This is a genomic window from Simiduia agarivorans SA1 = DSM 21679 (assembly GCF_000305785.2).
GTDB lineage: Bacteria > Pseudomonadota > Gammaproteobacteria > Pseudomonadales > Cellvibrionaceae > Simiduia > Simiduia agarivorans.
The window spans coordinates 321,792-347,825 of the sequence record NC_018868.3 but is presented as its reverse complement, the minus strand read 5'-3'; the positions used below and the strand labels follow the sequence as shown (position 1 = coordinate 347,825).

General features: G+C 56.0%; 21 protein-coding genes. 7 read left to right on the top strand and 14 right to left on the bottom strand.

The annotated features are described in order from the left end of the window. The 4 genes from M5M_RS01605 to M5M_RS01590 all read left to right on the top strand — a co-directional run bounded on the left by M5M_RS01605 (window position 1) and on the right by M5M_RS01590 (window position 5,214). Window positions 1-1,707 carry a sodium:solute symporter family protein gene (locus tag M5M_RS01605; protein WP_015045717.1) on the top strand — a complete coding sequence of 569 codons (1,707 nt, stop codon included), beginning with the start codon at window positions 1-3 and terminating at the stop codon, window positions 1,705-1,707. Window positions 1,708-1,876: 169 nt separating this feature from the next. Next, window positions 1,877-2,590 carry a DUF1223 domain-containing protein gene (locus tag M5M_RS01600; RefSeq protein WP_015045716.1) on the top strand — a complete coding sequence of 238 codons (714 nt, stop codon included), beginning with the start codon at window positions 1,877-1,879 and terminating at the stop codon, window positions 2,588-2,590. Between the two features lie 78 nt (window positions 2,591-2,668). Continuing rightward, the gene (locus M5M_RS01595; protein ID WP_015045715.1) at window positions 2,669-4,534 is read left to right on the top strand and encodes a putative nucleotidyltransferase substrate binding domain-containing protein; all 1,866 of its coding nucleotides are present in this window, start codon (window positions 2,669-2,671) and stop codon (window positions 4,532-4,534) included. Continuing rightward, window positions 4,531-5,214 (top strand): 3'-5' exonuclease, encoded by a 684-nt coding sequence (locus M5M_RS01590; RefSeq protein WP_015045714.1) that lies wholly within the window; start codon window positions 4,531-4,533, stop codon window positions 5,212-5,214. The genes M5M_RS01595 and M5M_RS01590 overlap by 4 nt, the downstream gene beginning before the upstream one ends. A 27-nt stretch (window positions 5,215-5,241) precedes the next feature. Here the strand turns inward: M5M_RS01590 and M5M_RS01585 are convergent, their stop codons facing one another. From M5M_RS01585 to M5M_RS01575, 3 genes are read right to left on the bottom strand one after another with little or no spacing between them, the layout of a single operon-like run. Beyond that, window positions 5,242-5,703, bottom strand: coding sequence for a hypothetical protein (locus M5M_RS01585; protein ID WP_016389157.1), 462 nt, complete (start codon window positions 5,701-5,703; stop codon window positions 5,242-5,244). Between the two features lie 6 nt (window positions 5,704-5,709). Next, window positions 5,710-6,468: a TSUP family transporter gene (locus M5M_RS01580; RefSeq protein ID WP_015045712.1), complete on the bottom strand. Its 759-nt coding sequence runs from the start codon at window positions 6,466-6,468 to the stop codon at window positions 5,710-5,712. 52 nt (window positions 6,469-6,520) lie between these two features. Next, a complete protein-coding gene (locus tag M5M_RS01575; RefSeq protein WP_015045711.1) occupies window positions 6,521-8,233 on the bottom strand; it encodes a M28 family metallopeptidase in 1,713 nt (570 codons plus the stop codon). A gap of 158 nt (window positions 8,234-8,391) precedes the next feature. Here M5M_RS01575 and M5M_RS19245 point away from each other — a divergent pair, with 158 nt between their 5' ends. Next, window positions 8,392-9,195 carry a spermidine synthase gene (locus M5M_RS19245; RefSeq protein ID WP_015045710.1) on the top strand — a complete coding sequence of 268 codons (804 nt, stop codon included), beginning with the start codon at window positions 8,392-8,394 and terminating at the stop codon, window positions 9,193-9,195. On the opposite strand, the gene M5M_RS01565 is transcribed toward M5M_RS19245, so the two are convergent. After that, window positions 9,180-10,766, bottom strand: a complete 1,587-nt coding sequence (locus M5M_RS01565) for a glycerol-3-phosphate dehydrogenase/oxidase (protein ID WP_015045709.1) — start codon at window positions 10,764-10,766, stop codon at window positions 9,180-9,182. The two genes, M5M_RS19245 and M5M_RS01565, sit on opposite strands and share 16 nt — an antisense overlap. A gap of 37 nt (window positions 10,767-10,803) precedes the next feature. Then, entirely contained in the window at window positions 10,804-11,343 is a 540-nt protein-coding gene (locus M5M_RS01560; protein WP_015045708.1) for an ATP-dependent zinc protease family protein, read from the bottom strand. A 189-nt stretch (window positions 11,344-11,532) separates the two neighbouring features. On the opposite strand from M5M_RS01560, the gene M5M_RS01555 reads away from it, so the two are divergent. After that, a complete protein-coding gene (locus tag M5M_RS01555) occupies window positions 11,533-14,343 on the top strand; it encodes a DUF748 domain-containing protein (protein ID WP_162141161.1) in 2,811 nt (936 codons plus the stop codon). A gap of 309 nt (window positions 14,344-14,652) precedes the next feature. Here M5M_RS01555 and M5M_RS01550 read toward each other — a convergent pair whose 3' ends face one another. The 5 genes from M5M_RS01550 to hutC form a co-directional block, all read right to left on the bottom strand. Beyond that, window positions 14,653-14,943, bottom strand: a complete 291-nt coding sequence (locus tag M5M_RS01550) for a hypothetical protein (RefSeq protein WP_015045706.1) — start codon at window positions 14,941-14,943, stop codon at window positions 14,653-14,655. 9 nt (window positions 14,944-14,952) lie between these two features. Beyond that, window positions 14,953-16,290 (bottom strand): serine hydrolase domain-containing protein, encoded by a 1,338-nt coding sequence (locus M5M_RS01545; protein WP_162141162.1) that lies wholly within the window; start codon window positions 16,288-16,290, stop codon window positions 14,953-14,955. A 108-nt stretch (window positions 16,291-16,398) separates the two neighbouring features. Continuing rightward, window positions 16,399-17,922 carry a histidine ammonia-lyase gene (hutH, locus tag M5M_RS01540; protein WP_015045704.1) on the bottom strand — a complete coding sequence of 508 codons (1,524 nt, stop codon included), beginning with the start codon at window positions 17,920-17,922 and terminating at the stop codon, window positions 16,399-16,401. Window positions 17,923-17,984: 62 nt separating this feature from the next. Then, a complete protein-coding gene (gene hutU, locus M5M_RS01535) occupies window positions 17,985-19,658 on the bottom strand; it encodes a urocanate hydratase (RefSeq protein ID WP_015045703.1) in 1,674 nt (557 codons plus the stop codon). Window positions 19,659-19,724: 66 nt separating this feature from the next. Continuing rightward, window positions 19,725-20,441, bottom strand: a complete 717-nt coding sequence (gene hutC, locus M5M_RS01530; protein ID WP_015045702.1) for a histidine utilization repressor — start codon at window positions 20,439-20,441, stop codon at window positions 19,725-19,727. Between the two features lie 389 nt (window positions 20,442-20,830). Here hutC and M5M_RS01525 point away from each other — a divergent pair, with 389 nt between their 5' ends. After that, window positions 20,831-21,601, top strand: a complete 771-nt coding sequence (locus tag M5M_RS01525) for a substrate-binding periplasmic protein (protein ID WP_042455286.1) — start codon at window positions 20,831-20,833, stop codon at window positions 21,599-21,601. 33 nt (window positions 21,602-21,634) lie between these two features. On the opposite strand, the gene M5M_RS01520 is transcribed toward M5M_RS01525, so the two are convergent. From M5M_RS01520 to M5M_RS01505, 4 genes are all read right to left on the bottom strand, one after another. Next, window positions 21,635-22,912: a DUF1996 domain-containing protein gene (locus M5M_RS01520; RefSeq protein WP_211216998.1), complete on the bottom strand. Its 1,278-nt coding sequence runs from the start codon at window positions 22,910-22,912 to the stop codon at window positions 21,635-21,637. Between the two features lie 580 nt (window positions 22,913-23,492). Further along, window positions 23,493-24,806, bottom strand: coding sequence for a type II toxin-antitoxin system HipA family toxin (locus M5M_RS01515; RefSeq protein ID WP_015045699.1), 1,314 nt, complete (start codon window positions 24,804-24,806; stop codon window positions 23,493-23,495). Then, window positions 24,800-25,162 carry a helix-turn-helix domain-containing protein gene (locus M5M_RS01510; protein WP_015045698.1) on the bottom strand — a complete coding sequence of 121 codons (363 nt, stop codon included), beginning with the start codon at window positions 25,160-25,162 and terminating at the stop codon, window positions 24,800-24,802. Before M5M_RS01510 ends, M5M_RS01515 begins: the two co-directional genes overlap by 7 nt. A gap of 360 nt (window positions 25,163-25,522) precedes the next feature. Then, window positions 25,523-25,807, bottom strand: a complete 285-nt coding sequence (locus M5M_RS01505; protein ID WP_015045697.1) for a DUF2784 domain-containing protein — start codon at window positions 25,805-25,807, stop codon at window positions 25,523-25,525. Window positions 25,808-26,034 lie beyond the last annotated feature (227 nt).

The following is a 26,034-nucleotide window of genomic DNA, read 5'->3' as shown; positions in this document are numbered from 1 at the left end:
ATGGATATTCAACTCTGGACGTTAATCATCGTCGGCCTGTCGTTCGCGCTCTACATCGGCATCGCGATCTGGGCTCGTGCGGGATCTACTACGGACTTCTACGTTGCCGGCGGTGGCGTACACCCTGTTGCCAACGGTATGGCAACGGCTGCCGACTGGATGAGTGCGGCGTCGTTCATTTCCATGGCGGGTCTCATCTCGTTCATGGGCTATGACGGTGGTGTGTACCTCATGGGCTGGACCGGCGGTTATGTATTGCTGGCGCTGTGTCTGGCTCCCTACCTCCGCAAGTTCGGCAAGTTCACCGTGCCTGACTTCATTGGTGATCGTTACTACTCGCAGACAGCGCGTACCGTAGCGGTAATCTGTGCCATCTTCGTGTCCTTCACTTATGTGGCCGGGCAGATGCGTGGCGTAGGTGTGGTGTTCTCGCGCTTCCTGGAAGTGGACATCACCACTGGTGTCATCATCGGTATGGCCGTTGTGTTTTTCTATGCTGTTCTTGGCGGCATGAAAGGCATCACCTACACCCAGGTGGCGCAATACTGCGTACTGATTTTCGCCTACATGGTACCGGCGGTGTTCATCTCCATGATGATGACCGGGCATGTGTTCCCGCAACTGGGCTTTGGTGCCGAGCTGATCAATGAACCGGGGGTCTATCTGCTCGATAAACTCGACGGGCTCAGTCAGGAACTCGGGTTCGCGGCCTATACGGACGGCACCAAGAGTACCGTGGACGTGTTCTTCATCACCGCGGCCCTGATGGTGGGTACTGCGGGTCTGCCCCACGTGATTGTTCGCTTCTTCACCGTACCCAAGGTGCGCGATGCGCGCAAATCCGCGGGCTGGGCGCTGCTGTTCATCGCCATTCTGTACACCACGGCGCCTGCAGTAGCGGGCTTCGCCCGGGTGAACATGATTGAAACCATCAACGGCGCTGACGGTCAGGGCACTTTGTACACTGAAGCACCAAGCTGGATCACCAACTGGGAACAAACCGGTCTGATCAAGTGGGAAGATAAAAACGAGGACGGCCGTATTTTCTATGCCAAAGATGAGCGCAACGAAATGAGCGTTGACCGCGACATCATGGTACTGGCCAACCCCGAAATCGCCAACTTGCCAGCCTGGGTTATCGCTCTGGTAGCAGCCGGTGGTATTGCCGCAGCCTTGTCTACATCAGCAGGCTTGTTGTTAGTGATCTCCACATCGGTTTCGCATGATTTACTCAAGCGGAATCTGATGCCACAAATCACCGACAAACAAGAACTGTTCTACGCACGACTGGCCGCCGCGGTGGGTGTGTGTGTAGCCGGTTACTTGGGGATAAATCCACCAGGCTTTGTGGCCCAGGTGGTGGCATTTGCCTTCGGGTTAGCAGCGTCGAGCTTCTTCCCTGCCATTATCCTGGGTATCTTCTACAAGAAGATGAACAAAGAAGGTGCAATCGCCGGTATGGTAAGTGGTATCGTTTTCACCGCCGCCTACATTATCTACTTCAAGTTCGTCAATCCCGGTGCCAACGTGCCCGCCAACTGGCTGTTTGGTATTTCGCCAGAAGGTATCGGCACACTGGGTATGCTGCTCAACTTCGCAGTCGCTATCGCGGTCAACAAGATGACCAAAGATGCCCCGGAAGAGGTGCAGGATCTGGTTGAGTCTATCCGCTACCCCAAAGGTGCGGGCGGCGCTACCGGTCACTGAAGCAAGCTCCATCACAAGCGGCCTTCGGGCCGCTTTTTTTGCGCCAAAAATGATCCTTGCATAGTGTCTTATATCAGTCCCTGACAGCGGTCTGATATCAGGCACTCGGGCACTGGAGCTTGGGTCCGGCCTTTGTCATACTTGCGGGAGCACTCACGGGATTTTTTTCATGCGCCTTGCCGTACTACTGCTATTGACTCCCCTTCTGACGTTTGCCGCAACAAAGCAGCCGCAAGTGTTTCATTCTGCTGCACCCGGGCAGGCCCAGTTTATTGAGTTATATACTTCTCAGGGTTGTAGCAGTTGCCCGCCGGCAGAACGCTGGTTGAGCGAGTACCAGCAGCATCCTGCGCTCTGGCAAACCTTCTTTCCGCTCGCCTGGCACGTGGATTACTGGGACCACCTGGGCTGGAAAGATCAGTTTTCCCAGCCGGCGTTTTCGCGCCGCCAGTATTTGTATCACCATCAGGGCAACACGAAATCGGTCTACACGCCTCAGATCATTGTGGACGGCAAGGAATGGACAGGTCTGCTGACGACTCCTCGCGCGGAGCTGCCCTTGGTCGGCGCCCTCACCGGCACGGCATTCCAAGCCACAATCAGCGACCGCGTGTTAACCGCACAGGGCGAGGGCCTTTTGAATATCGCGCTGGTGCGCACCGATTATTCGCAACGGATTTACCGCGGTGAAAACGCGGGCCGGCGCTTGCAGCAACCCTTTGTGGTGTTGGGCTATACCCAGGTCCCGAGCCAGGACGGCCTGTGGCAATCCCCCCTGCCCGCGACAACCGCTGAAATTGCCGCAGACGCCGTTGTGATCTGGGTCACCGCCCCCGGTAACCCGACGCCGTTGGCCATTGCGGGCGGAAAACTTAAAAACTGAGCACCGATTGATTTAACACAAGTTCTGGCCTCGATCGGGCTGCTATAAATGCTGCATGCTCGTAAACCGGTAACTCACATGCCTGACGTATCGCCCGAAATCAGTGCCATACAAGCATTTGTACAAAAATGCCTGCCATTCAATGAGTTGTCGGATGAACAGCTGGCATTTGCCTGTCACCAGATGGAAATCCTTTACCTGCGTGCCGGTTCGGAGTTGCACCCGGATTTCAACCACAAGGATATTCGTATCATCCGCTCGGGCGCGCTCGAGTTGCGGTCAGGTGCAGACCAGCTTCTGGACCGGTTGGGCGAAAAAGAAAACTTCAACCTGTGTAACCTGGCTGCAGAAGAACCCGACATCCGGGCCATTGTCATCGAAGACAGCCTGATCTACCGGCTCGACAATGACATCCACAGCCAGTTGCGCACGCAAAACCGTAATTTCGACCGTTTTTTTCACTCCCAGCGCAACCGACGCTTGCGCCGGGCGGTGATGCTGACACCTGCCAACAACCTGCTGATGGGCCCCATAGACCATGTGATGAGCCATAAAACCATTTGTGTGGCGCCGCAGGCGCATGCGCGCAAGGTGGCACAAACCATGGTGGCCGAAGGGGTGTCGTCAGTCATGATCTGCGAGCACGACCAACTGGTTGGCATTGCCACCGATCGCGACCTGCGCTCGCGCTTACTGGCGCAAGGTTTAAGCTACGATACGCCGATCAGCGCCATCATGACCGAGGCGCCCACCGCCATTTCCAGAACAGCCAGTATGTTTGACGCCATGCTGTTGATGAGTGAGCATGGTATTCACCACCTGCCAGTGGTTGAGGACGCCGATCACGATCGCCGCCCCAAAGGCATGCTGACCATGAGCGACCTGATCAGGAACCGGGAGCAGGACCCGGTTTACCTGGTCCAGTTCATTCACAAACAAACCAGCCTGGCCGGCTTACAGCGCGCCGCCGCAAGCCTTCCCGGTCTGCTCACTCAGTGGACAGATTCTGGCGTACGGGCCTACCAATTGGCGCAGATTTTTACCAGCGTGTCCGACGCCATCACCCGACGGCTGATTACACTGGCACAGGAAGAACTGGGACCGGCACCCGCCGCCTTTGCCTGGTTGGGGTTTGGTTCACAAGGCCGGGCCGAGCAGGCCTTGGGCGGCGATCAGGACAATGCGCTGGTTTATGCCGATGACGCGCCAAAAGACGCAGACACTTATTTCAAGGCTCTGGCGCACAAGGTGTGCGATGGCCTCAACGCCTGCGGCTACGTCTACTGCCCGGGCGGCATCATGGCCACTACCGATACCTGGCGACAGCCGTTGGCGAAGTGGCAACAAACCGTCAACCAATGGACTGATGAACCGACGCTTGATGCCGTCATGCGCGTGAGTATTTTTTTCGACATCCGCGCGATTCACGGCGATCAGGCGCTGGCTCAATCACTGCAATCGCATATGCTCAAAATGGCCGGCAGCAACGACATATTCCTGGCGGCGCTCGCCCGCAATGCAGGCACGCACAGGCCGCCTCTGGGCTTTTTCCGTCGCTTCGTGCTGGAACGCAATGGCGAACACGCCCACCAATTAGACCTCAAGCACCGGGGCATTATTCCCATCGTGGATCTCGCGCGCGTGTACGCGCTCGCGCACGGGGTTTCGGCGGTCAACACGCGAGAGAGAATTCGCAAGCTGGGCGAAATCCAGGCCCTCACCCTGGCCGATAGTCGCAATATTTCAGATGCGCTGGAATACATCCAGAGCCTGAGGCTGCTAGCGCAGGCCAGACAGCTCAGCAATCACCAGAAAACCAGTAACTATCTGGATCCGGCCAGTTTGCCCGAATTGCAGCGGGAGCAGTTACGCGATGCCTTCACTGCGGTCAATGAGGCCCAGGAAGCGTTAATTCTGAAATTCGGCAGAGGGCTGAGCGCATGAACTATATCAGCTACCACTGGCTGACCTGGAAGCGGTCTGCCGCATGCAATAAAGGCGAAACCAACGCACTGACCGAATTTCTGCAGCGTGAATTGCCAGACCGGGGCAAAAGTTGGGATGCGGTTCAATATATCGCCATTGATCTCGAATCCACAGGATTGAATCCGGTCTCACATGAAATTGCCAGTATTGGCTGGGTCTGTATCGACGCCGGTGCGATCCGACTCAGTACCGCAAAACACCGCCTGGTGAAAACCCAGCGCGGCGTGGGCCAAAGCGCCACTATCCACCACCTGACAGACACCCAGGTCAGCGAAGGGCTGCGCATTGAACAGGTGCTGACCGAATTGCTGGCTGATTGCGCCGGCAAGATTCCCATCTTTCACAACGCCAATCTGGATATGGGGTTTATCAACAACGCCTGTTTACGCACGTTCAATAACGCCTTTATCACGCCGTTTATCGACACATTGCAGCTGGAAAAAGAGAAATTGCTGGCCCAAACCGCACTCATCGGGCCCGGCAGTTTGCGACTCCATGCCTGCCGCGGTCGCTACGGCTTACCCGATGCGCCCGCTCACAACGCACTGGAAGACGCCTTGGCAACGGCAGAACTGTTTTTGGCCTGGGCCAACCATCGGGCTGGCAGCGAAAGCTTTTGCTGGGACGAAGCCATCTGACGGGCTGTTGAAAAAACCTGCTAAGGCTCACCGGGTCATTTCGCAACGCCGGAAGATATCCAGACTGTCTCCCATGTGGGTTAACAGCATGGTATTGAGCGTGCGATACAACATGGGATCAGTGCTTATCTGAAAGCTTCGCTCGGGCTGTTTGACGTTAAACAGCGCCATCGTTTCCTGGTCCAGACGCAAGGTGAGGTGCCAGGTTTCAGGCGCCTCCTCACCCTTCACCACCACAATCAGTGCGTGGTTCGGGCTCTTGATGACGGAATCAAGGGCGATCGGCTGGGCCTGAACAAACGCGCTTTGCAACAGCGCCAGTTTGTCGGTATCCCGGGTTTCCCAGATTTCCAGCTCGCTGGATTCAGTGCAAAATCGCGCCTGAAATGCGAGCCATTTGGCAGTATCCAGCGACGGCGCGCCCGATTGACTGCAGGCAGTGAGCATCGCCACCAGCGGTATCATTGCGCGTCGGAAATATAGCCACATAAAGACCTAACTCCACAAATCCCAGATCAGTTTACCCGATAGTACCAGCGACAGGGTCACCAGCAACGGTTTCACCAACGCCGCGCCTTTGGAAAATACCAGTTTCGCCCCGACCCGCCCGCCGGCAAACTGCCCTAAGGCCATGAGTAAACCAATCGTCCACACCACCTGACCGCCCAAGGCAAAAAAGATCAGCGAGGCAACATTGGAGCTGAAATTCAATAGTTTTGTGTGCGCGGTTGCCTTGCGAAGCCCCATTCCGGCCAATGCAATGAAACCCAATGCATAAAAACTACCCACACCGGGGCCGAAAAAACCATCGTAAAATCCCAGCGGCAAAGCCACACCAAAGGCGAACCCATAGCCAGTAAGCCGGGGCGCCACATCCTGGTCACTCATGCGCGGCGAAAACGTAAAGTATACCGCCATGGCAATCAGCAATACCGGTAACAACCAGGCAAGAAATCCCGGGTCGATACGTTGCACCAGCAACGTACCCAATACGCTGCCCAAAAAGGTAATGGCCACCAGCGGCCAGAGCGCAGGCAGTTGCAGCAAACCCCGACGCCAGAAAAAGAAAACCGCCGAGAACGAGCCAAAACTGGCCTGCAGTTTGTTGGTTGCCAACGCCTGTGCCGGTGAAAGACCCGCGGCCATTAACGCAGGCACGGTCAACAATCCGCCCCCTCCGGCTATGGCATCAATCGCACCTGCGAGAAACGCCACCAACACCAGACTGATGGCCAGAAGGCTGTCAATTTCCATCTATTGCTCTCGGAATAAAAAAGGGCCCGATGGGCCCTTACGTTACGCTTGCCTATTGAGGGCAGCGGGTTTCACCTGCGGCCTTGCAAGCCTCGATTGACGATGCACGGGGTGCATTGAATTCACTGGTTGCCCGCCACTTGGGGTACTCTGCGCCGGTTGCCAAACGGTAACCGATATCGTAGTACAACTGCATGTCTTCAGCGGCGCCCAACAGATTCCATTCAGGATCGTATTCATCCGCCGGCTTATGGTAACGGTGTGCACCATAATCGGCAGCCTGGGCCTTGCCATAATCGTGACCGTGGTCGCGATTGTCGTTACCGCCTTTGGCGTACAGCATCGGCACGCCGACTTTGGCCAGATTGAAATGGTCTGAACGGTAGAAGAAGCCCTTTTCCGGCGTGGGTTCACGCACCAGGGTCCGCTGCTGTTTGTCGGCGGCGGCTTTCAGCAAGTCGTCCATTTCGCTGGCACCATAACCAATCACCACCACGTCGCGCGTGGGGCCATTGACGTTCATCGCATCCATATTAATGCCACCCACTGTTTTGTAGGCGGCAAACACCGGGTTCTGCGCATAATAGGCAGAGCCGAGCAAACCGGACTCTTCTGCGGTTACAGCCACAAACAACACACTGCGCTGCAAGGATTGTTCAACCGCCATAAAGGCTTCCGCCAGCCCAAGCAATGCGCTGGTACCGGTGGCGTTATCGACTGCGCCATTGAAGATATGGTCTTCGCCTTCGGCTCCGGGCTTCTTACCCAGGTGATCCCAGTGCGCGGTATAGATCACCACTTCATCCGAACGTTTGTGGCCGGGTACCAGTGCTACCACGTTGCGGGATTCTGAATAACGCAGTTCGTTTTCCAGGCGGATACTGGCACTCGCCGCCAGAGGCACGGGTTTGAACTCTGCGCTGGCGGCAGCTTTTACCAAAGCATCGAAGTCCTGACCAACCATAGCGAACAGCTTTCGCGCCTGATCGTTGTGCAACCACCCTTCTACCGCGACCCGCTCTGCACCCTTGCTGTCACTCGCCAGGCTGATCTGGTCGCCCGACCAACTGCCGGATACCACTTCCCACGGGTAACCCGCTGCGCCGGTTTCATGCACTATCAATACGCCGGATGCACCCTGGCGGGCGGCCTCTTCGTATTTGTAGGTCCAGCGCCCGTAGTAGGTCATGGCATTGCCGGTAAACAGGTTATCGTCCTGGGTGGCATAACCCGGGTCATTCACCAGCACCACCACGGTTTTGCCCTTGACGTCCAGATCCCGATAATCGTTCCAGTTGTATTCCGGTGCCACGATACCGTAACCCACAAACACCAGCTCGCTATCCGCCAGACCAGCTGACTCCGTTTCGCGCTTGGTCCAGGCCATCATGTCGGTGCCGTATTGCAGCGCCAGTGTTTGCTCGCCTGCGGTCAGGTTCAGGACAGGCGTGTTGGTCAGCGTACTGGCCACTACCGGTACATTCTGGAACCAGCTGCCATCGTTACCGGGTACCAGCCCCAGTTTGGCGAACTCCTGTGCAAGATAATTAACCGTTTTTTCCTCACCGGGCGTCGCCGGCGCGCGGCCTTCGAACTCATCGGAAGCCAACACGGCCACATGCTGGTGCAGGCGATCAGCAAATTGCTGCACTTGTGCGGCGCGAGCATCCACGGGCCTGTCACCGGATTCCGCTTGTTCGGCGCGGTCACAAGCCACCAGCCCGAGCGCAGACATAGCCAGTGCAGCCCATAGGCGTAGTTTCATGGGAGAACCTCTTTTCTTATGTTGAGCCTGTTAGACGGTTCAACCGGCAAGTGCCTCATACGGGGCAACCCGTTTCACCTGTTGAGGGGGCAATCTGTGCTGGCGTTAACAACCCCAATGCCTACAATAGCGAGTTCACCCACAAAGCCGCATACCCCATGTCAGAGCTTGCCGCCCAGCTTAAGTACGCCATTGACCGCCTGCGCAGGACCCAGGTATTTCACACCCGGGATGAGCAAGGCGACCTGTATGTGTATGAGCAAAATGGCAAGCGCCTGCTGACCTTCGATGAAAAATTCGAGCAAAGCGTGATGGACCTGCGCCGTCCTCACCGGCCGGAGCACCGTTATATTCGCGCCATGTTGTTGCCGCTGGCATTTGACGACTGTCGCCGCGCCCTGCATTTGGGGCTGGGCGGCGGCGCTTTGGTGCGCAGCCTGCACAAGCTGGCCCCCACCTGCCAGCAAACGGCTGTGGAGTTGCGCGGCGGTGTCAGGCGCGTGTGCGCCACCTACTTCCTTGACGATCCTTCTCTGGCTGTAAAGGTGGTGGCAGACGATGCCTTCCGTTATATACAGGCTGTGGAGGCCGGTCGCTTCGATTACATCAGCTCGGATCTATACCTTGCCTCAGGCATGGATATTAAACAGGCCAGCGAAAGCTACATCAGAGCCTGTGCCAGCGCACTGTCTGAACAGGGCTGGTTAGCCCTTAATTTTACCCGTCTGCCAGGATACCGGGACCCGGTGTTCGAAAGTCTGAAACGTCATTTCGAAGAGTTGGTTGTGGTGTCGGTAGATGCGCTTAATTACGTGATATTGGCCGGCAAAACCCGTCTAACACGACCCTTGATGGGCTTTGCACCGCAGGTGCGCAACATGGGTGAATTGCTTGAGGTGAACCTGATGCAGCAACTGAAGCAAGCTCAACAGGCAAAGAGTTTTTTTCACGAAACCGAATAGGACTGGCGGTAAGTATCGCGATAGGCAATCACCAACTTGGCGAATTCGGTTTTGCCAACGCCGCACTCGTCTTCGAACAATCCCGCCAGGGATTCCATCAGGCTTTCTGCACCGTCCGGTAAAACCAACCCCAAAGGGGAATGGCGCAACAATACATCGGCCAGCGTCAGAGCCTGCTCATGGCGTAGCGCCCAACGTAAATCGGCCAGGCTGTAGCCGGTATCACTGATGGGTAGCAGCTCCTCTACCCTGCCCTCATCCAACGCGCCCTGCACCAATGCAGCGGCATGTGCGCCATAGCGCGCCAGATACTGAGGTGCCAACTCGGCGCCCTGCTCATAGAGTGAGGTGGGATCCATATCCACCGGTGATATCCAGTCGGCACCCGAGGTCTGCTCGTTTACCTGCTCACGACCGATCAGCGGGCCAATCGCGGCCAGGACATCCCCGGCAATCAAGCGGAAAGTGGTCAGTTTCCCGCCACTCACTGTCACCAGGTTGCCATCAACCCATACCGCGTGATCCCGTCGTTCCTTTGACGGATCAACCGCATTCTCCGAGCCAATGATCGGGCGGACACCGGACCAGGTGGACAAGATATCGTCGCGCGTGAGTCTGGCCTGGGGATAAAAATGGTTGGCCGAGGCCAGCAAATAGTCGATCTCTTCCGCGGTTATGTGGGCTTCTGCGTCCAGATCCGCGCGATGATCGAGGTCGGTTGTGCCCACGATCGTGCGGCCCGCCCACGGGAAGATAAAGTGGTAGCGGCCGTCATCCGGGTGCCGGAGGGTTAACGCATGGTCTACCGGCAAGCGCTTGATAGGCAGGACGATATGACTGCCCCGCTGGGGTCGTACACGCACCTCAGGATTGAGCACATTGCGCAGCCGGTCGGCCCAGGCACCGGTGGCATTGACCACCACCTTCGCATTCAGCTTAAAACCCTGACCTGAAACCTGATCAAGCAGTTCAAGCTGGGAAACCTGCCCGGCCTCGCAGTGAAGTTGGGTTACCTGACAGTAATTGAGACACCGGGCGCCTTGGTCGACCGCCTCCTGCAATACCCTGATGACCAAACGGCTGTCGTCAGTGCCCGCATCATAGTAAGCATAAGCACCGTGCGTATGCGCAAGGTTAAAACCCGGATTGGCAATGCCGAATGCCTGCCGGTTAAGGTAACGATGGTTTGCAACCCCCGCCAACCAGTCATATCCCAGTAACAACAGTTTGACGCCGATTCTCGGTGGGGTATCAGCGCCCAGCACATAATGGTATTCCAGCGGTCGCACCAGTCCGGGCAGGCTTTTCAGCAGGTATTCGCGCTCTTGTACCGAATGGCGGGTGAGACTGATATCACCTTGAGCCAGATAACGCAGCCCACCGTGAACCATTTTAGAAGACCGGCTTGAGGTACCCCAGGCAAAGTCCTGCTGCTCAACCAGCAGCACCTTCAGCCCCGCTCGCGCCGCCGAAAGCAACACCCCTGCACCGGTAATACCCCCGCCAACAACCACGAGATCCCATTGCTGATCCCCGGCTAGCGCTTCCAAAATAGCAGTGCGGCTTTGCAATCCTTATCTCCAATTCCCTGTCTTGATGAATGGCACCTTATTCGAGCGCTTCCTGGATCAGTGTATTGCCTTCACACTGGGGGCTGCTCAAAAAAATTTCACCGGAATCCACCAACGCCACCGTGGATAAAAACGACCGCCCCAATAGGATTGAATAGTTGAATTTGTCCCGATCGGCAAGACTGAATTCGGCGCGGTAGACCTGATGGAACAAACAAAATTGCATTGCCACCACCGGACGGGTGATATTGGGCGCGCCGTGGCGCTTGATAATCACCTCGCGGGTCAAGGGCGCCTCAAAACGGTGCGTTTCTTCTTTCTTGGTATCCAGGTTGGTGTCTGTAAAATCGAACCGCACCCAGGTTTTGGATCCCTTTTTAAAATACTCGATATTGCTGGCCTGCATGGAAGAGGTTTTGGCGCCTGGGTCCAGCTTGGTTTTAATGCGCATGTCGGCCTGTTGCAACCGCACGGACTCCAGCCAACCCAGTATCATTTTGGGCGACTTGGCCGCCCATAGCGGACTGGCGCAAATACAAAGCAACACACCCATTACAGCCAAAAAGGGATACTTCATTCAACAACCTCACGCAATGATCATCACCGGCACGCCACACGGCACGGCGCCCACTATAAACAGCTTAACCTGCCATACTCAATAGCCTTGCGATGGTGAGCAACGGTGGCACCTCTGCCGGCGCTGCCGTAAACTGGGACGCAGCCGGTGACGTACACGCAGGGAACAAGCGACCTTATGAGCTCGAGATTGCAAACCATAGCAAAATGGCTGGTTAAACTGACCACCGTTTACTTCTTTGGTTCCCTGGCCCTTGTCTGGCCACTGCTCAATGCCTTCCTGGCACCCGCTTACCAAAGCCAGACTAACAGGGCATTGCACTACGATCTGGCAGGATTTAACCCCCTGACCCTGTCCGTGTTTGTATATGGCGCCGAGGATCGCAACCCGGATGGCAGCGTCTTGTGGCGGCTCGACAGCGCGACCGTCAATCTCTCCCTGCTTCAAACACTGACCACAGCGGCCATTACCTTTGACGCCATAGCATTGACCGGGTTGCAGTTAAAACCCGAGAAAACCGGCGAGACCCGGTTTAACTTCAGCGATATTATCGACTTCCGCGCTGCGCAATCATCGGCCACCGCTACGCCCGCCGATGACGCCGCGGCAGGTTTGCCGCGGGTCAGGATCAATACCTTATCCCTGCAGGCCAAATTACTGCAGTACACCGATGCCACCCGGGCGAAACCCTATGTTAATGGGCTGCGCGACATCGCCTTCGTATTAGAGGATTTTTCTACATTATCCGATGATGGCGACGGCTACGCCCTGCGCGCCGAAGGTGTTGCCGGCGGCGTGATTGAGTGGCGCGGTCACATTTCCGCGGCCGGCACCCGAACCTGGGGCGAATTCTCTATTCACAATATGTCACTCATGCCCTTGTGGGAGTTTGCCGAACCACAACTGGCGTTTGAACTCCACCGCGGCCAATTCAATCTGAATGGCCACTACACGGTGAACTGGAAAGACCAGTTGCATTGGCAGTTGAGCGAGGGCGCTCTTGATGTTAACCAACTGGCCCTTTCTGCCCGTGATACCGGCAATGACAGCCAACTTGGTTTCGACCGGTTTTCCGTCCGATTGCAATCGCTGGGCAACCGTTTGCAGTCAGCTGTGCTCGAGCAGGTGACGCTGGAAAAACTCAGCTTACAGAGTTGGCACGAAAACCAAACCGTTGGACTGATCCAAATGTTTGCCCTGCCCGCCACACAAGCGACGGCGGCTGAGACTGCAGATCCTGCAACGCAACCCTGGCAATGGCGTATCAATCAGCTGGCTGTAACCGATGCCGAAGTCCAATGGCGCGTGCCCGAACTGGACCAGCGGGTGCTGAAGCTTGCGCCCATTAACCTTCGCGTAAGCGCGCTCAACAGCGGCGAGGAACCGGCCGACATTCAACTGGGGTTTCTGGTGGATAACACCGCCCGGCTCGCGGCCACCGGCCAATGGCAAACGCCCCGACAACAGCTGGATTTAAAACTACAGATGGATCGGTTGCCACTCGCCTGGGCCAATCCGGTGATTGACGATCATCTGGCACTCAAAGTGACCGACGGCGAACTCGAAACCCAGGTGAATCTGCAGATAGAGGGCGGAGAACTCAAGCAAATCCAATCCGAGGCGCTGATCAACCAACTGCGCACCTCCGACGCACGCGGGCGCGCCCTGACCGGATTCAGTCAACTGGCGGTGAATGGCGCCAAGGTCAGCCTTGCCGAGCGCGAGCTGACGATTGAACAGATCGCTATTGACTCACTCTCCGGCCGTCTCACCATCAATCAGGACGGCACCACCAACCTGAATGCCTTGGTGCGCAATGACACGCCACCGGAAACCCAACAAACCCCACCAGACGCGCCTGCACCCACCTGGCGCTGGCAGATAAACAGCGTGGCATTAAAGGATGCCGCGATTGGCTTCACCGATGAAACACCCCTGTCGCCCTTCAGCGCGCAGATACAAAACTTTACCGGTGAATTAACGCCCGTCAGCAGCAATGCCGACCAACCTATCGCCGTCAATTTCAAAGGTAACGTCGATGGCTATGCGCCGGTCACGTTGAAAGGCTGGGCCAAACCACTGCTGGCCGATCCGGCCATTGATCTGTCCTTGAAATTTGCCGCCATGGACCTGGGCGTATTCAATCCCTACTCCACTACCTTTACCGGCTGGCAAATTGAGAAAGGGCTGCTCACCGTAGAAATGGATTATGGCCTCGACCAAAAGCGTATCGTGGGCAACAACCGCGTGGTGCTCGACCAGCTAGAACTGGGTGAGCGCATTAACAGCAAACGTCTGGTGGATATTCCGCTGCGGCTTGCACTGGCATTGCTTACCGATGAAAACGGTGTGGCAGATCTGGCGGTACCGGTCTCTGGCACAACCGACGACCCGGACTTCAGTGTGGGTAGTATTATCTGGGCTGCCTTACGCAACAGTATTATGAAGCTGGTGACTGCACCGTTTAATCTGCTGGCATCGCTTGTGGATAGCGAAGAAGACTTAGGGTTTATCGAATTTGCCGAACTGTCCTCGTCCATCACCCCCGACGCGGCCAACAAACTGGACGCGCTAAAAAACGCGCTGGACCAACGCCCCAGTTTGCGTATTGGCATTGTCGGTGACGTGTCTGCAGCCGAGATGCGTCAGCTGCGCACGCAGGCATTGCAAGCGATGCTGACCGAAAAAGGGGTCAGCCCCGCCGATACCGACGCGCTGAACAATCGCTGGGCAAGCGGCGCTGCAACCCTTCTGTCGGAGCGCAACCTGGCCGTACCGGACACACCAGCGGCGTTACAGAAAGCGTTGCTGCAAAGCCAGCCCATGCCTGTGGCGGCACTGAACGAACTCAGTCAAACCCGCGCCTTGGCCACCAAGCAACACTTCCTGAATCAACTCGGCCTGGCGCCCGATCGCGTGTTTGTTCATTCAGTTTCAATCGACTGCAGCGAAAAAGCGCGCTGTGAAGGGCCTATGGCAAAATTTGAGATCAGTAACTAGGGAACCTCTGAATAACTCTGGTACCGCTCTGCGCGACCTGTAGCGGTCAGCCGCAAGGCGAGTTTCGTAGTTAATGGTCTGGGCGGCATTCCGATAGCCCTTAGCAAGAAGCTCAACGCCGGATGGCCGGCCCCAGCTGATGGCCGCTACAGGACACGCCCTTCGGGGCTTCCAGCAAATTCCGTGCGCGGTGTTGCGACTTCTCGACAGACCCCGGTATGCCTTCGAAGCCGCGCCTAGTGCACGAAACTTGCTGGTAGCCAGAGCGGCACCAGAGTTATTCAGAGGTTCCCTAGCAGGCTGAACCGATCAGACATCAATATCCAGATCCACTTTATTGCTGAGCAATCGCCCGAGCGAGCGAAAAAACCACCAGAGGACCCGGAACGGCAGGTCAGAAATTTCACACGCGACTTCAAGCCAATCCCAGCCTTCTTCACGCCGCCGGCGGTCTTTGGGAATGACCCAGTGGGCAACCACAAAAAACGCGAGTGCCAGCGCGACAGCACTCCAACCTGCATCGCCGCGGAAAAAATAAAACAAACAGGCGCAGCCCAGCAAAAACAAACACAGGGCCAACAATGTTCTCAATGCGTCCATGCTATTACCTCAAAACGCCAATAGGCGACTGACGCGGTCATCGGTAGGGTAATCCCCGGCGGTCCAACCGAGCCGTACGAATACGATCTTGCGTTCTGGAATCATCATCACCATTTGCGCCCGGTTACCCATGGCGGCGCAAGCCGTGACAGGCAACGAAGGCCAGCGCAAGGCCGCATCGCCCTCATTCAGCCACAACTGGTAACCGTAAGCGCGGCCGTTATCGGATGGATTCGGACTGCACGCATGGCGAACATAGTCAGGTGCCAGTAATTGCTCACCGTTGATTTCACCACCATTCACCAGCAATTGTCCCATGCGCGCCCAATCGCGCGCGGAGGCGTATACGTAAGAACTGCCTACCGGCACACCCAGGCTATCGGTTTCAAAAACCGTGTGCTGCATTCCCATGGGAATAAACAGCTCATTGAACAAAAACGACTGCACCGCTTGCGGACTGCCACCCACCTGATTCATCAACCACAACGCCAATAGGTTTGCCGTGCCCGAGGAATAATTGAAACGGCGCCCGGCCGGATGAATCTGCGGTCGGGTCAACGCATAGTGGGCACTGCCGGCCTCCGTGAACAACATGCGGGTGGCATCGGTGCCAGGCTCGTAACGTTCGGCGAAATCCAATCCATCGGTCATGGTGAGCAGATGTTCCAGCGACAGCTGTGCGCGCACGTCTTGCTGCCATTCCGGAAACAGTGTTTGCGATGCCACCGAAGCCCGCCCCTGTTGTACCAATCGACCAATGGCCACAGCCGTCATGCTCTTGGCCATGGACCAACCCAACAAAGGGGTTTGCGGATCGATACCTTCGGCATAGGCCTCGGCCACCAATTCGCCCTCTTTTATCAAAACCAGAGCACGGGTTTGCAGGCCCTCGGCGTTATCCTGTTTGAGTATCTCGTCCAGAAGGGTTTGTGCCTGCGGGTGCGGTGGGTTAACCCCATCGCCAGCGGGCCACAGGGCATCGGACACAGGCAGCGCTGGTACTTGCACCGCTTCACGAATGGACTTATCTGCATAATCGAGCGCACAGCCAAGGCCTGGCACAAAGTGGGCAGAAGGCGATGCGCCCAGAAAGCGTGCCGTTACGGCATGGTCAGTATCATTAAAATCGAGCGATACCTGTGCCAGAATCGGCGAATAGCTTTCCAGATCTGCCGCGGCCAGATGTTCACTGAAGCCACTCACATAACGGCTGGAACAGGCCAGTTTGGCGGCCATGCCCGCTGCCATTTTGGGGGCGTGAGTCACATACGCAGGCCCGATAGCGATGATTGCCACAGCGCTCAGCAGTACCAGCACGGCCAACACAATGGAAACTTTTTTTACCACTTGCCCTACCCCATTTTGGTTTTTGGGCATCATAACGCGAAACGGTGAGCAGGAAAGGAGGAAATGTGGGTGACCGGCCGGCCACCCACGGGATCAGGGGATAAGGTCTTAGAGATGAATCGTTTTACTCGCCAGATTCTTCAGCACACCCAAGCTGATCAACTCAGCCGCCCGCTCGATATCCGGCGCAAAATAGCGGTCCTTGTCGTAGAACGGCACATGAGCACGCAACTCAGCACGGGCTTTTTCCAGCGGCCCGGAGGTAGACAGCCCTTCCAGGAAATCCAGTCCCTGACACACCGCCAGCCATTCCACCGCCAGAATACCCACGGTATTTTCGTACATATCGCGCAGGCGACGGGCTGCAAAGGTGGCCATGGACACATGGTCTTCCTGGTTGGCCGAGGTGGGCAGCGAATCCACGCTGGCCGGGTGCGCCAGGGATTTGTTTTCACTGGCCAGTGCCGCCGAGGTTACCTGAGCGATCATGAAGCCGGAATTCACACCGCCATTATTGACCAGAAACGGCGGCAAACCGGACAATTTGCTGTCGATCAGCAATGCCATGCGGCGCTCGGACAAAGAGCCAATTTCCGCCAATGCTAACGCCAGATTATCGGCTGCCATGGCCACCGGTTCGGCGTGAAAGTTACCGCCGGAAATAATGTCGCCATCGTCAATAAATACCAGCGGGTTATCGGACACCGCATTGGCTTCGGTAATAATAATATCGCGCGCGTTGCGCATCTGCTGTAAACAGGCTCCCATCACCTGCGGCTGACAGCGGAGGCTGTACGGATCTTGTACCTTTTCACAATTGGCATGACTTTCTTCAATCTGGGAATGTTCCAACAGATCGCGATAGGCTGCCGCCATATGAATTTGCGCTGCGTGACCACGGGCCAGATGAATACGTTCATCAAACGGCTTGCGCGAACCTTTGGCCGCTTCCACACAGAGCGCACCAATCACAGTGGCAGAGGCCAGTGCGTTTTCAGCGTAAAACAAACCCTCTACCGCCAGCGCGGTGGACGCCTGGGTGCCATTCAACAGGGCCAGACCTTCCTTGGGCGCCAGTGTCATGGGCTTAAGACCGGCAATGCGCAGCGCCGTTTTGGCCGACACCCGCTCTTTTTTATAAAACGCTTCGCCTTCGCCCAAGAGCACAGCGCTCATGTGTGCCAGTGGCGCCAGGTCGCCGGATGCGCCCACGGAACCCTTGATAGGGATGCAGGGATAAATTTCGTGATTGAGTAGCGTCATCAACGCCTCAATCACTTCCAGGCGGATGCCGGAAAATCCCTGCGCCAGCGCATTGATTTTCAGTACCATGAGCAGACGCACGGTGGCGTTTTTCATGAACTTGCCGATGCCGGCGGCGTGGCTCAACACAATAGAACGCTGCAGGTCTTCCAGCTCTTCGGGCTTGATGCGGGTATTAGCGAGTAGCCCGAAACCGGTATTGATGCCGTAAACCACGCGGTTGTCATCAATCACTTTCTGCACCACGGCCGCAGACGCATTCACTGCTTCGACACAATCGGAATGCAATGAAAAGGTATGCGGGCGGCTGTGGATGCGATGCAGGTCGGCATAAGTTAATTTGCCGGGTTTGATTTCAAAATTGTCCATATTTTTGCCTGGTAAATGTGGTTATCAACGCGCGCCGTTGGCGCGCAACAGATGTTTTTTTATTACTTGCCAATCATCGGCAGATCCAGCCCCTGCGCTTTCGCGCAATCAATGGCGATGTCGTAGCCCGCATCCGCGTGGCGCATCACACCGGTGCCCGGATCATTGCGCAGCACCCGCCCTACCCGCTCATGGGCAGCCTGAGTACCGTCGCACACAATCACCACACCGGAGTGCTGACTGAAACCCATACCTACACCACCACCGTGATGCAAACTCACCCAGGTTGCACCGCCGGCAGTATTAAGCAGCGCATTCAGCAACGGCCAATCGGACACGGCATCAGAGCCATCTTTCATCGCTTCGGTTTCGCGGTTCGGCGACGCAACAGAGCCACTGTCAAGGTGATCGCGGCCTATCACAATGGGCGCTTTCAGTTCACCCTTGGCCACCATTTCATTGAATGCCTGACCTAATCGCGCGCGGTCTTTCAGGCCTACCCAGCAAATGCGCGCAGGCAAACCCTGAAACTGGATGCGCTCGCGCGCCATGTCGAGCCAGTTGTGCAGGTGCGGGTTATCGGGAATCAGCTCTTTGACTTTCTGATCGGTTTTATAAATATCTTCGGGATCGCCGGACAACGCGACCCAACGGAAGGGCCCAATGCCTTCACAGAACAGCGGGCGAACATAGGCCGGCACAAAGCCCGGGAAATCAAATGCGTTTTTCACGCCTTCTTCCAGCGCCATCTGGCGGATGTTGTTGCCGTAGTCGAGCGTGGCCGCACCTCGGGTTTGCAGATCCAGCATGGCCTGCACCTGCACCGCCATAGATTGCTTGGCCGCTTTCACTACCGCCGCTTCGTCGCGGGCGCGTTCGGCTTTGGCTTGTTCCAACGACCAACCCCGTGGCAAATAACCGTTGAGCGGGTCGTGCGCCGATGTCTGGTCGGTCACCACATCGGGCGTGATACCACGCGCCACCAACTCGGGGAATACGTCGGCCGCATTGGCCAGCAAGCCAACAGAAATCGCTTTGCCTTCGGCTTTAGCCTGATCCAGCATGGCCAGCGCTTCATCCAGACTGGTGGCTTTTTTATCCACGTAACCGGTTTTCAAACGGAAGTCGATGCGGCTTTCATCCACTTCAACGGCCAGCATGGAAAAGCCCGCCATGGTGGCGGCCAGCGGTTGAGCGCCACCCATGCCACCCAGACCACCGGTTAAGATCCAACGGCCCTTGGCTTCGCCGCCAAAATGCTGTTTCGCTACCGCCACAAAGGTTTCGTAAGTGCCCTGCACAATGCCCTGCGAACCGATGTAAATCCACGAGCCGGCGGTCATCTGGCCGTACATCATCAGGCCCTTTTTATCCAACTCGTTGAAGTGTTCCCAGTTAGCCCAATGCGGCACCAGGTTGGAATTGGCCAATAAAACCCGAGGGGCATTTTCGTGGGTTTTGAACACACCCACCGGTTTGCCGCTTTGGATCAGCAGGGTTTCGTCGTCGTTCAGACGGGTGAGCGTTTCAACAATTTTGTCGTAACAGGCCCAATCCCGTGCCGCGCGGCCAATGCCCCCATACACCACCAGCGATTGCGGATGTTCGGCAACCTCCGGGTCCAGATTGTTCATCAACATGCGCAGCGGCGCTTCGGTCAACCAGCTCCTGGCGGTAAGTTGGTTACCACGGGGCGCGCGGATCACGCGGCTGTTATCGGTACGGGAATCGGCCATGGCGGGGTCTCCTTCCATCGGCAGTTAAACGAGGGATTGCTTGTGGCAATCGGTTTTTATCAATACTCAATAATTCACGTGCCCGCCCAAGCGGAAGCGCGAACCGGGATGAAATAACTGAGCGTAGCTCACCACACCTTGCGCGGCGGACGTTCGGCGACTGACCTTCAGCAAGGGTTCGGACGCAGCTATTTGCAGCAGCGCCTGTTGGCGCGCACTGGCGGCAACCGCTTCGATCAAATGATCGGCTTCCGTTAACGGCGCCACGCGCGAGAGATAAGCGCTGGGCGTATTGTTGTCTTCACCGAACAACTGCTGCAGGTAATCGGGCGCCACCTGGGGGTTCACCCAACGGTCTTCTATCTGCAACGGCACATCGTTCTCAAAGTGCAACAAGCTGGAAAAGAACACCGTCTGCCCTTCCGCTACGCCCAGCTGACGCGCGCGCTTGGCGAGAGCCACCTGTGACTCCAACACCAACACCTCACAGCGCCAGGCGTGGCCCCGGGCAGCGATTTCATCGGCAATATTGCGGATTTCCACCGGGCTGCCGGTGGGCCGCTCATCTGCCACAAAACTGCCCAGCCCCTGGCTACGTACCAACACCCCCTCATCCGCCAGCTCATCCAACGCCCGCCGGGCAGTCATCCGGCTGACGCCGAATTCCTGCGCCAGCGCATTCTCAGACGCCACCTTGCTGCCAGAGGGCAGCCGCCCGGTTTCTATGCGGGTGAGCAGGGCCTGCTTAATGGCCAGATAACGAGGCTGAGTCGTGTTGTTCATGAGGGCATACTACTTGTATATACATGTATATACAAGAGAGATAATGAAGGACCCGACTGCTGCAGGAAGCCTAGGGGAAGCTCGCGGCGTGGCTGACATTCCTAAACGACAGGCTTGTCGTTCAGCTCGTCCAGGCTACCGCTGGACTGTGCTTCATGTGGGGAAAGGCATCTGCGAGGTGCATCGCTCGCCGCGATGAGAAAGCCGGCTTCAGGCTGCGCCTTGGCGCCCCTGTAAACCACACGCCTGTAGGTCACTTCGACAACAGCACTGAACCTGGTACCAAAGTGCTAGACAGACCCCGTATGCTGATTAACTTCAACGCAAAGCGCCAATCTCAGCAAAGCCTTGCGATATACTCCGGCGAAGTACATTGCAATGAAACTGTCATGCTGGCTTTCAGATCCCTTTGCACACTAATAAGCGTTTGCGTCGCGCTGATCGCCCCGCTGCACGCCGCCACGGGTATGGCCGAGCCACTGCCGCTCAACCAGCTGCGCTATATCACCGAACACAGCCCGCCCCACAACTTTGTGGAAAACGGTGAACTACAGGGCCCCGCTGTCGATCTGTTACTGGCCGCCACAGCCAAGGCCGGCAGCCCGCTCAATAAAAGCGACATTCTGGTGCAACCCTGGGCGCGCGGTTATCGCAACGCACTGGAAGGACCGAATACCGTTTTATTCAACACCATCCGCACAGAAAGCCGCGAAACCCTGTTCAAATGGGCGGGCCCCACCGGGACCGAACGTTACGTCATCGTTGCTCCCAGAAAAAACAATTTGCATATCAAAACAGCGGCCGAGCTCAGCCAATATCGCATCGGCGCTATTCGCGATGATGCCGGTGAGTACTACCTGCGCGAGCTGGAGATTCCCAAGCACGTGATTACGCTTGCCAACAACGTCAATTACCTCGGCAAAATGCTCAAAGCCGGCCGCATCGATATGTGGGCCTTTGGCGAGGATGGCTGGCAGCAGGCGCTGGAAGATTCCGGTATTGATTCCAAGAACTACGAAGTGGTGTACGTGTTAAAAACCAACGACTATTACTTCGCGTTCAGCCTGGATATCGACGACAAAGTGGTGGCTGCCATGCAGCGCGGGATTGATGCCGTGATCGAGGGCCGGATCAAATCAAGCAACGACAGCAAAGACTGATTCACTCCGCCCCTATTCGAACACTATTCGCTGTTAGTACCCCATTCCCTGATTAATGATTTCTGGCTCAAACTGTGACCCGGGCTGCGTACCAGAGAGCCGTAAGCCATTGCCGAGATTGCCGTCATGGCAATCAAAACCGGACTTAATACATACATCCAATAAAGCCGCCATGATTTGTGGGTGCCAGCCATTAATCCAGTCTGCATGCAAAGAGAGCCCTCCCGGTGTACTGACGGTTACTGCATACATATCTGAAGCCAAGCGCCAACCGCGGCTGGATTGGGTTACCGGATCAAAAACCTCAGGCTTTACCCCAAAAGCATAGTGATAGCTTGGGCGGACTACCGCAACGGGATGAGACTCCGGGCATCGGGTACCGTTCGGACCACCCTCGCTTATCGGGTACGCCATATGGCTTTGATGGTCCGCCGAGTCCAGATCCTCGCCATTCCAACAACTGGGAAAGAAAATATCCATGCGCACCCGGTCAGGCGCAACACACTCCGGGATTGTAGCGCTGAACTGTGGATTTTCCGCATCATCAGATTCCCAACTCTGGCAATGCCACCGCACAATGCTGGTGTCCTGAGGTGCCTCCGGTTGAGTTGTGGCTTTTCCTGCAATCATTCTGAGTCCGGCAGGCACAGGTTGAATAGCACTCAAATCATCGATGCCGGCAGAGTAGTAAAAAATTTCGTGAGCCTCTTCATCATTACCCACCACCGCAGGCACGGTTTGCCAGGCGGGTTCACCATCTGCATCCAACGCGCGTTCGCCCGTATCCGGATCATAGAGTGGGGCCAGCAACGCGGGCACCCAATAGGCCGACCGGTTCAATTCGCCACCCTGACAGGATGAATCCCCACTGCTCAGCAATGATTCCGTTGTGAGCATATGATCCACCAGCATGTTGCCGTAAAACCGATGCAGATGCGCCGCATTTTCCTGGCCTGGATACACAATAGGGTCGTTATAGCTGCTGTGCGAAAAATCGCAGTTAATCCGCACGATACCGCGCCAACTGTAGGCTTCCACCGGCTCAGGCGATTGATTGGTAAGCACCAGATCCTCATGCCCTGCATCGAAGATATTGGCCACCGTCCACTGAACCGTGACCGCAGTCTCGGGCTCACTTTCAGCAGTCCGAATGACAAGCGTTTGATCACCGGCACCGATATCAGTGAGAAACAGCGGTGACGTGCAGTCAAATGCAGCGTCGCCATTAAGCTGGCATTGGGTGGCAGCGGAGGATTCAAACGTGATGCGAGCAAAACCATCAGTGTTATTTGCAGCTGGTGTTTCAAGCAAACTTAGTGTCGGAACCGATATGACGAGCCCATCGCTCTCGCTTGTATTTTCGCCATTACTTTCGTCTCCGCCACAAGCAACCAACCAGAACGGCAAGATCCACTGGATGGCCAGCCTCACTGAATAATGTACTGATTTTTGGTATTTTATTTTCATATTTAGATCTCACTCAGCGCTTACAATCCCAATGATTTTGATGGCGGAAGCACCCGCGTTGTGCCGGTGGTTTTTTAGCATGTATCACAAGATGCACAGGATGGGCTACATGACTATTATGTTGTGGTTGTGAAGCACAACCGCTACCGACGCTTGCAGCGCCAAGCAGACCAAATAGAATGATGGGCAATTTCATGGTTAATCCTGAAAAACAAGAATTCAGGTGTTTTAACGCGATAGAGGCAGGCCAGTTGACCGAAGACTGTGTAAAGTTTCGCTAAGAAAAAAGTCGGTATTAGATGAGAAAAAGAGATGGATGAAATTGTTGCCGCCCGGCGAGGGATTATTCAGTGAGTGAGTACCGGATAACTGCAGGCACAGCTGGTAAGAGCAAAGATCAATTCACTCCAACCGCTCTATCCCTTTATATTTTCCGATATGTGCGCATGATTGAAAGAGCCATTTCCTCTGACAAGCCCGCACGCTCTGCACAGACCATCCAATCACCGATGGATTGAGATACTTCATCAATGACTTCTGCGGGATTGCGCAAACTGATGGACCGCCCCACTGCAATCAGCTCTTCCCGGGTAAACCCATCGCGCTTACCGGCAATGGTCATCTGATGCGATGACGTCCAGGACCCGGCCGGGTTGTAGGCATAGGTCACATCATAGGCCGGCGACAAGCGCCAGGCGTAGGCATCCGGCCCCTGACTATCCATCACAAAGCTGATGTTTTTGGTGTGGTCGTCCTGATTGCGCGCCAATACATTGAATAACATGCGACGGTACAGTTCTACGGCATCTTCTTTGGGCAAAACCAGTTTGCGCATCACCGCAAACGCCTGCTCATACCCGTAGGCACCCGCTTGGTTAAAATCGAAATGAGCCATGCCGCACAGGGACTGCATGGCAATTTTCCGACCCCGCTGGCGATCGAACCGCTCGGTAATAAAATGTGCCCGCCCCCCTTCTTCCAATAATCTGGACGGCATAATGTGAATACCAGCGGCTTGTGCCATAAGGTAATAGGCGTATTCAATGCGGGTAAATTCCTGCGGCCGGCCCAGCTCCAGATCTGTCACCCCGTCAAACTTCAACAGGTAGTGGGTAAAGCCTGGCGGCGCCGCCACCTGACCGCTGCGGACTTCACCTTTGTCATCAATCGCAACAATCGCTTTTGCCCGCGCACCTCCCGCACTGGTGCCCACCCGCAAAATATCCTGCAAGGCATTGGCATCCTGCGCGCCATCCAATGTGGCCTCCAGATTCTGGTAACGCGCAATCGCCTGCCCCGCCAGATTCACCAACGCATTGATATCCACCTGCAAAGACGCATTCATATCATCGGCAGCCATCACCGGCTTGAATTCCAACGCACCCATACCGCGATTGCCGGTGTAACACAGGCGCTCGACCGGATTCATGGAACCCGCCGGCCGCCCCTGTTGCGCCAGCCAAGTATCGATCAAGACCTCGCCGAATTTATCCGGCAAAGCATCCGCCAACACTCCCGGCAACTTGCGAAAGGTGGTTGGGTTGAGCGCAGAAAACGCGTACACCACCCCCTCGGACGATTCGGCAGGCATGGTGATGGGCGCCAGATCAATCAGCCCTTCTGCCAGAAACGCGGGATTGAATTCAAACGCTGCCACATCCCGCTTAGGGTCCCAACTGACGGCGCCCACCAAACGATCCCAAAGGTGCACAGTTGCCAGCGTGGATGGCGTCACCATTCAGCCTCCCCTCTGGCCGGCTTTTTCACCCGAGCTGTCGGCTTGCGCGTGCGAGTGCCCGACGCTCGCTTTCGCGCCACCGACCCCTGCTTGGCGGCCAGCGCCATCGGGCTTTCCGGCGCTGGCTCGGCCAGACTGAACATCACATCCAATAACCGCAACTCCCGCAATACCGCCAGCAGGTTCAGTGTGTTACTGGATCGCCCCGCCTCGATATTGCCCAGCGTATTGCGGCTGATCGCACACCGCTGGGCCAGAAACTCCGCCCCCCAGTCACGCCGCAACCGCTCCTGCTTGATCCGCTCCCCGATCTGACGCAGCAGTGCCTGATCGGATAGTTCGTAGCTTGGCTTCATAGATAACACACAATATATTGGGCTTATATGTAATTTCGAGTAGTAATGCACAAATTTATGAGCACTGTAGAATTGACTAAAGATTAGCCTTACCAGCAGAAAGTGTCAACGATCAAAATATTGTGCATTAGAAAGTTAATATTATCTCTATGCATACTTTATTGTGCGTTAAAAAACCAATCAAGATAGCCAACACACTATTGCAACGCACGCAAACGCCCAAACATCGCGCGACCCGCCCTTGCCGCCTGGTCAGTCGGGACGCACCCACAGCCAACTCAGAACAACCAGAGAAAAGTACACCGAATACACCAAAACAAACACCCAGTCCGGCGCGCTGTAATAAAGTAAATCGTGCAGCTAGTGCTGAATAAAAGAACCCGAGTAAACCGCACCGCCGGCTTTTTCCCTGAGCATCATCTCCCAGGTAGTCAGCGGGCAAACCACACCAACCCAGGACTGCAACACCACAATCCCGATCGCGACCAAATGGACTATGCGAAATACCCGATGCCTGACCCACGACCAGGCAAGCCACTTACCCAGGTAAATGGCAAAAAGGCCCAATACCACAAAGCAGACAAACAATACGTGGGTGATGAGTATGGCGTCGGCGAGTAAGATGAGATGGGATTGTTCGGACACTTTTTACCTGGCTGGGTTGCTCGGGTGCGGGATGAAGTTTACCAACCGCACAGGTTGGGATGAATTTAGCCTACTCCTAGCCGCCCTCATTCTAAATTTGGAATTATTCAGAGAGCGATTCATGGCTGCACTGAGGAGAGGTCTAAGAGCGGTTGATTCCGCGGAAGTGGTTTGTGATTGAGCTAACTGCCAGGCTCCCGCCGCCCTGTGCTTTTTGCCGCTCAATC

Bases quoted from the DNA above. Each gene is read 5' to 3' on its own strand.
- M5M_RS01605 (WP_015045717.1), top strand. From the start codon at position 1: ATGGATATTCAACTCTGGACGTTAATCATCGTCGGCCTGTCGTTCGCG.
- M5M_RS01600 (WP_015045716.1), top strand. From the start codon at position 1,877: ATGCGCCTTGCCGTACTACTGCTATTGACTCCCCTTCTGACGTTTGCC.
- M5M_RS01595 (WP_015045715.1), top strand. From the start codon at position 2,669: ATGCCTGACGTATCGCCCGAAATCAGTGCCATACAAGCATTTGTACAA.
- M5M_RS01590 (WP_015045714.1), top strand. From the start codon at position 4,531: ATGAACTATATCAGCTACCACTGGCTGACCTGGAAGCGGTCTGCCGCA.
- M5M_RS01585 (WP_016389157.1), bottom strand. From the start codon at position 5,703: ATGTGGCTATATTTCCGACGCGCAATGATACCGCTGGTGGCGATGCTC.
- M5M_RS01580 (WP_015045712.1), bottom strand. From the start codon at position 6,468: ATGGAAATTGACAGCCTTCTGGCCATCAGTCTGGTGTTGGTGGCGTTT.
- M5M_RS01575 (WP_015045711.1), bottom strand. From the start codon at position 8,233: ATGAAACTACGCCTATGGGCTGCACTGGCTATGTCTGCGCTCGGGCTG.
- M5M_RS19245 (WP_015045710.1), top strand. From the start codon at position 8,392: ATGTCAGAGCTTGCCGCCCAGCTTAAGTACGCCATTGACCGCCTGCGC.
- M5M_RS01560 (WP_015045708.1), bottom strand. From the start codon at position 11,343: ATGAAGTATCCCTTTTTGGCTGTAATGGGTGTGTTGCTTTGTATTTGC.
- M5M_RS01550 (WP_015045706.1), bottom strand. From the start codon at position 14,943: ATGGACGCATTGAGAACATTGTTGGCCCTGTGTTTGTTTTTGCTGGGC.
- hutH (WP_015045704.1), bottom strand. From the start codon at position 17,922: ATGGACAATTTTGAAATCAAACCCGGCAAATTAACTTATGCCGACCTG.
- hutU (WP_015045703.1), bottom strand. From the start codon at position 19,658: ATGGCCGATTCCCGTACCGATAACAGCCGCGTGATCCGCGCGCCCCGT.
- hutC (WP_015045702.1), bottom strand. From the start codon at position 20,441: ATGAACAACACGACTCAGCCTCGTTATCTGGCCATTAAGCAGGCCCTG.
- M5M_RS01525 (WP_042455286.1), top strand. From the start codon at position 20,831: ATGCTGGCTTTCAGATCCCTTTGCACACTAATAAGCGTTTGCGTCGCG.
- M5M_RS01515 (WP_015045699.1), bottom strand. From the start codon at position 24,806: ATGGTGACGCCATCCACGCTGGCAACTGTGCACCTTTGGGATCGTTTG.
- M5M_RS01510 (WP_015045698.1), bottom strand. From the start codon at position 25,162: ATGAAGCCAAGCTACGAACTATCCGATCAGGCACTGCTGCGTCAGATC.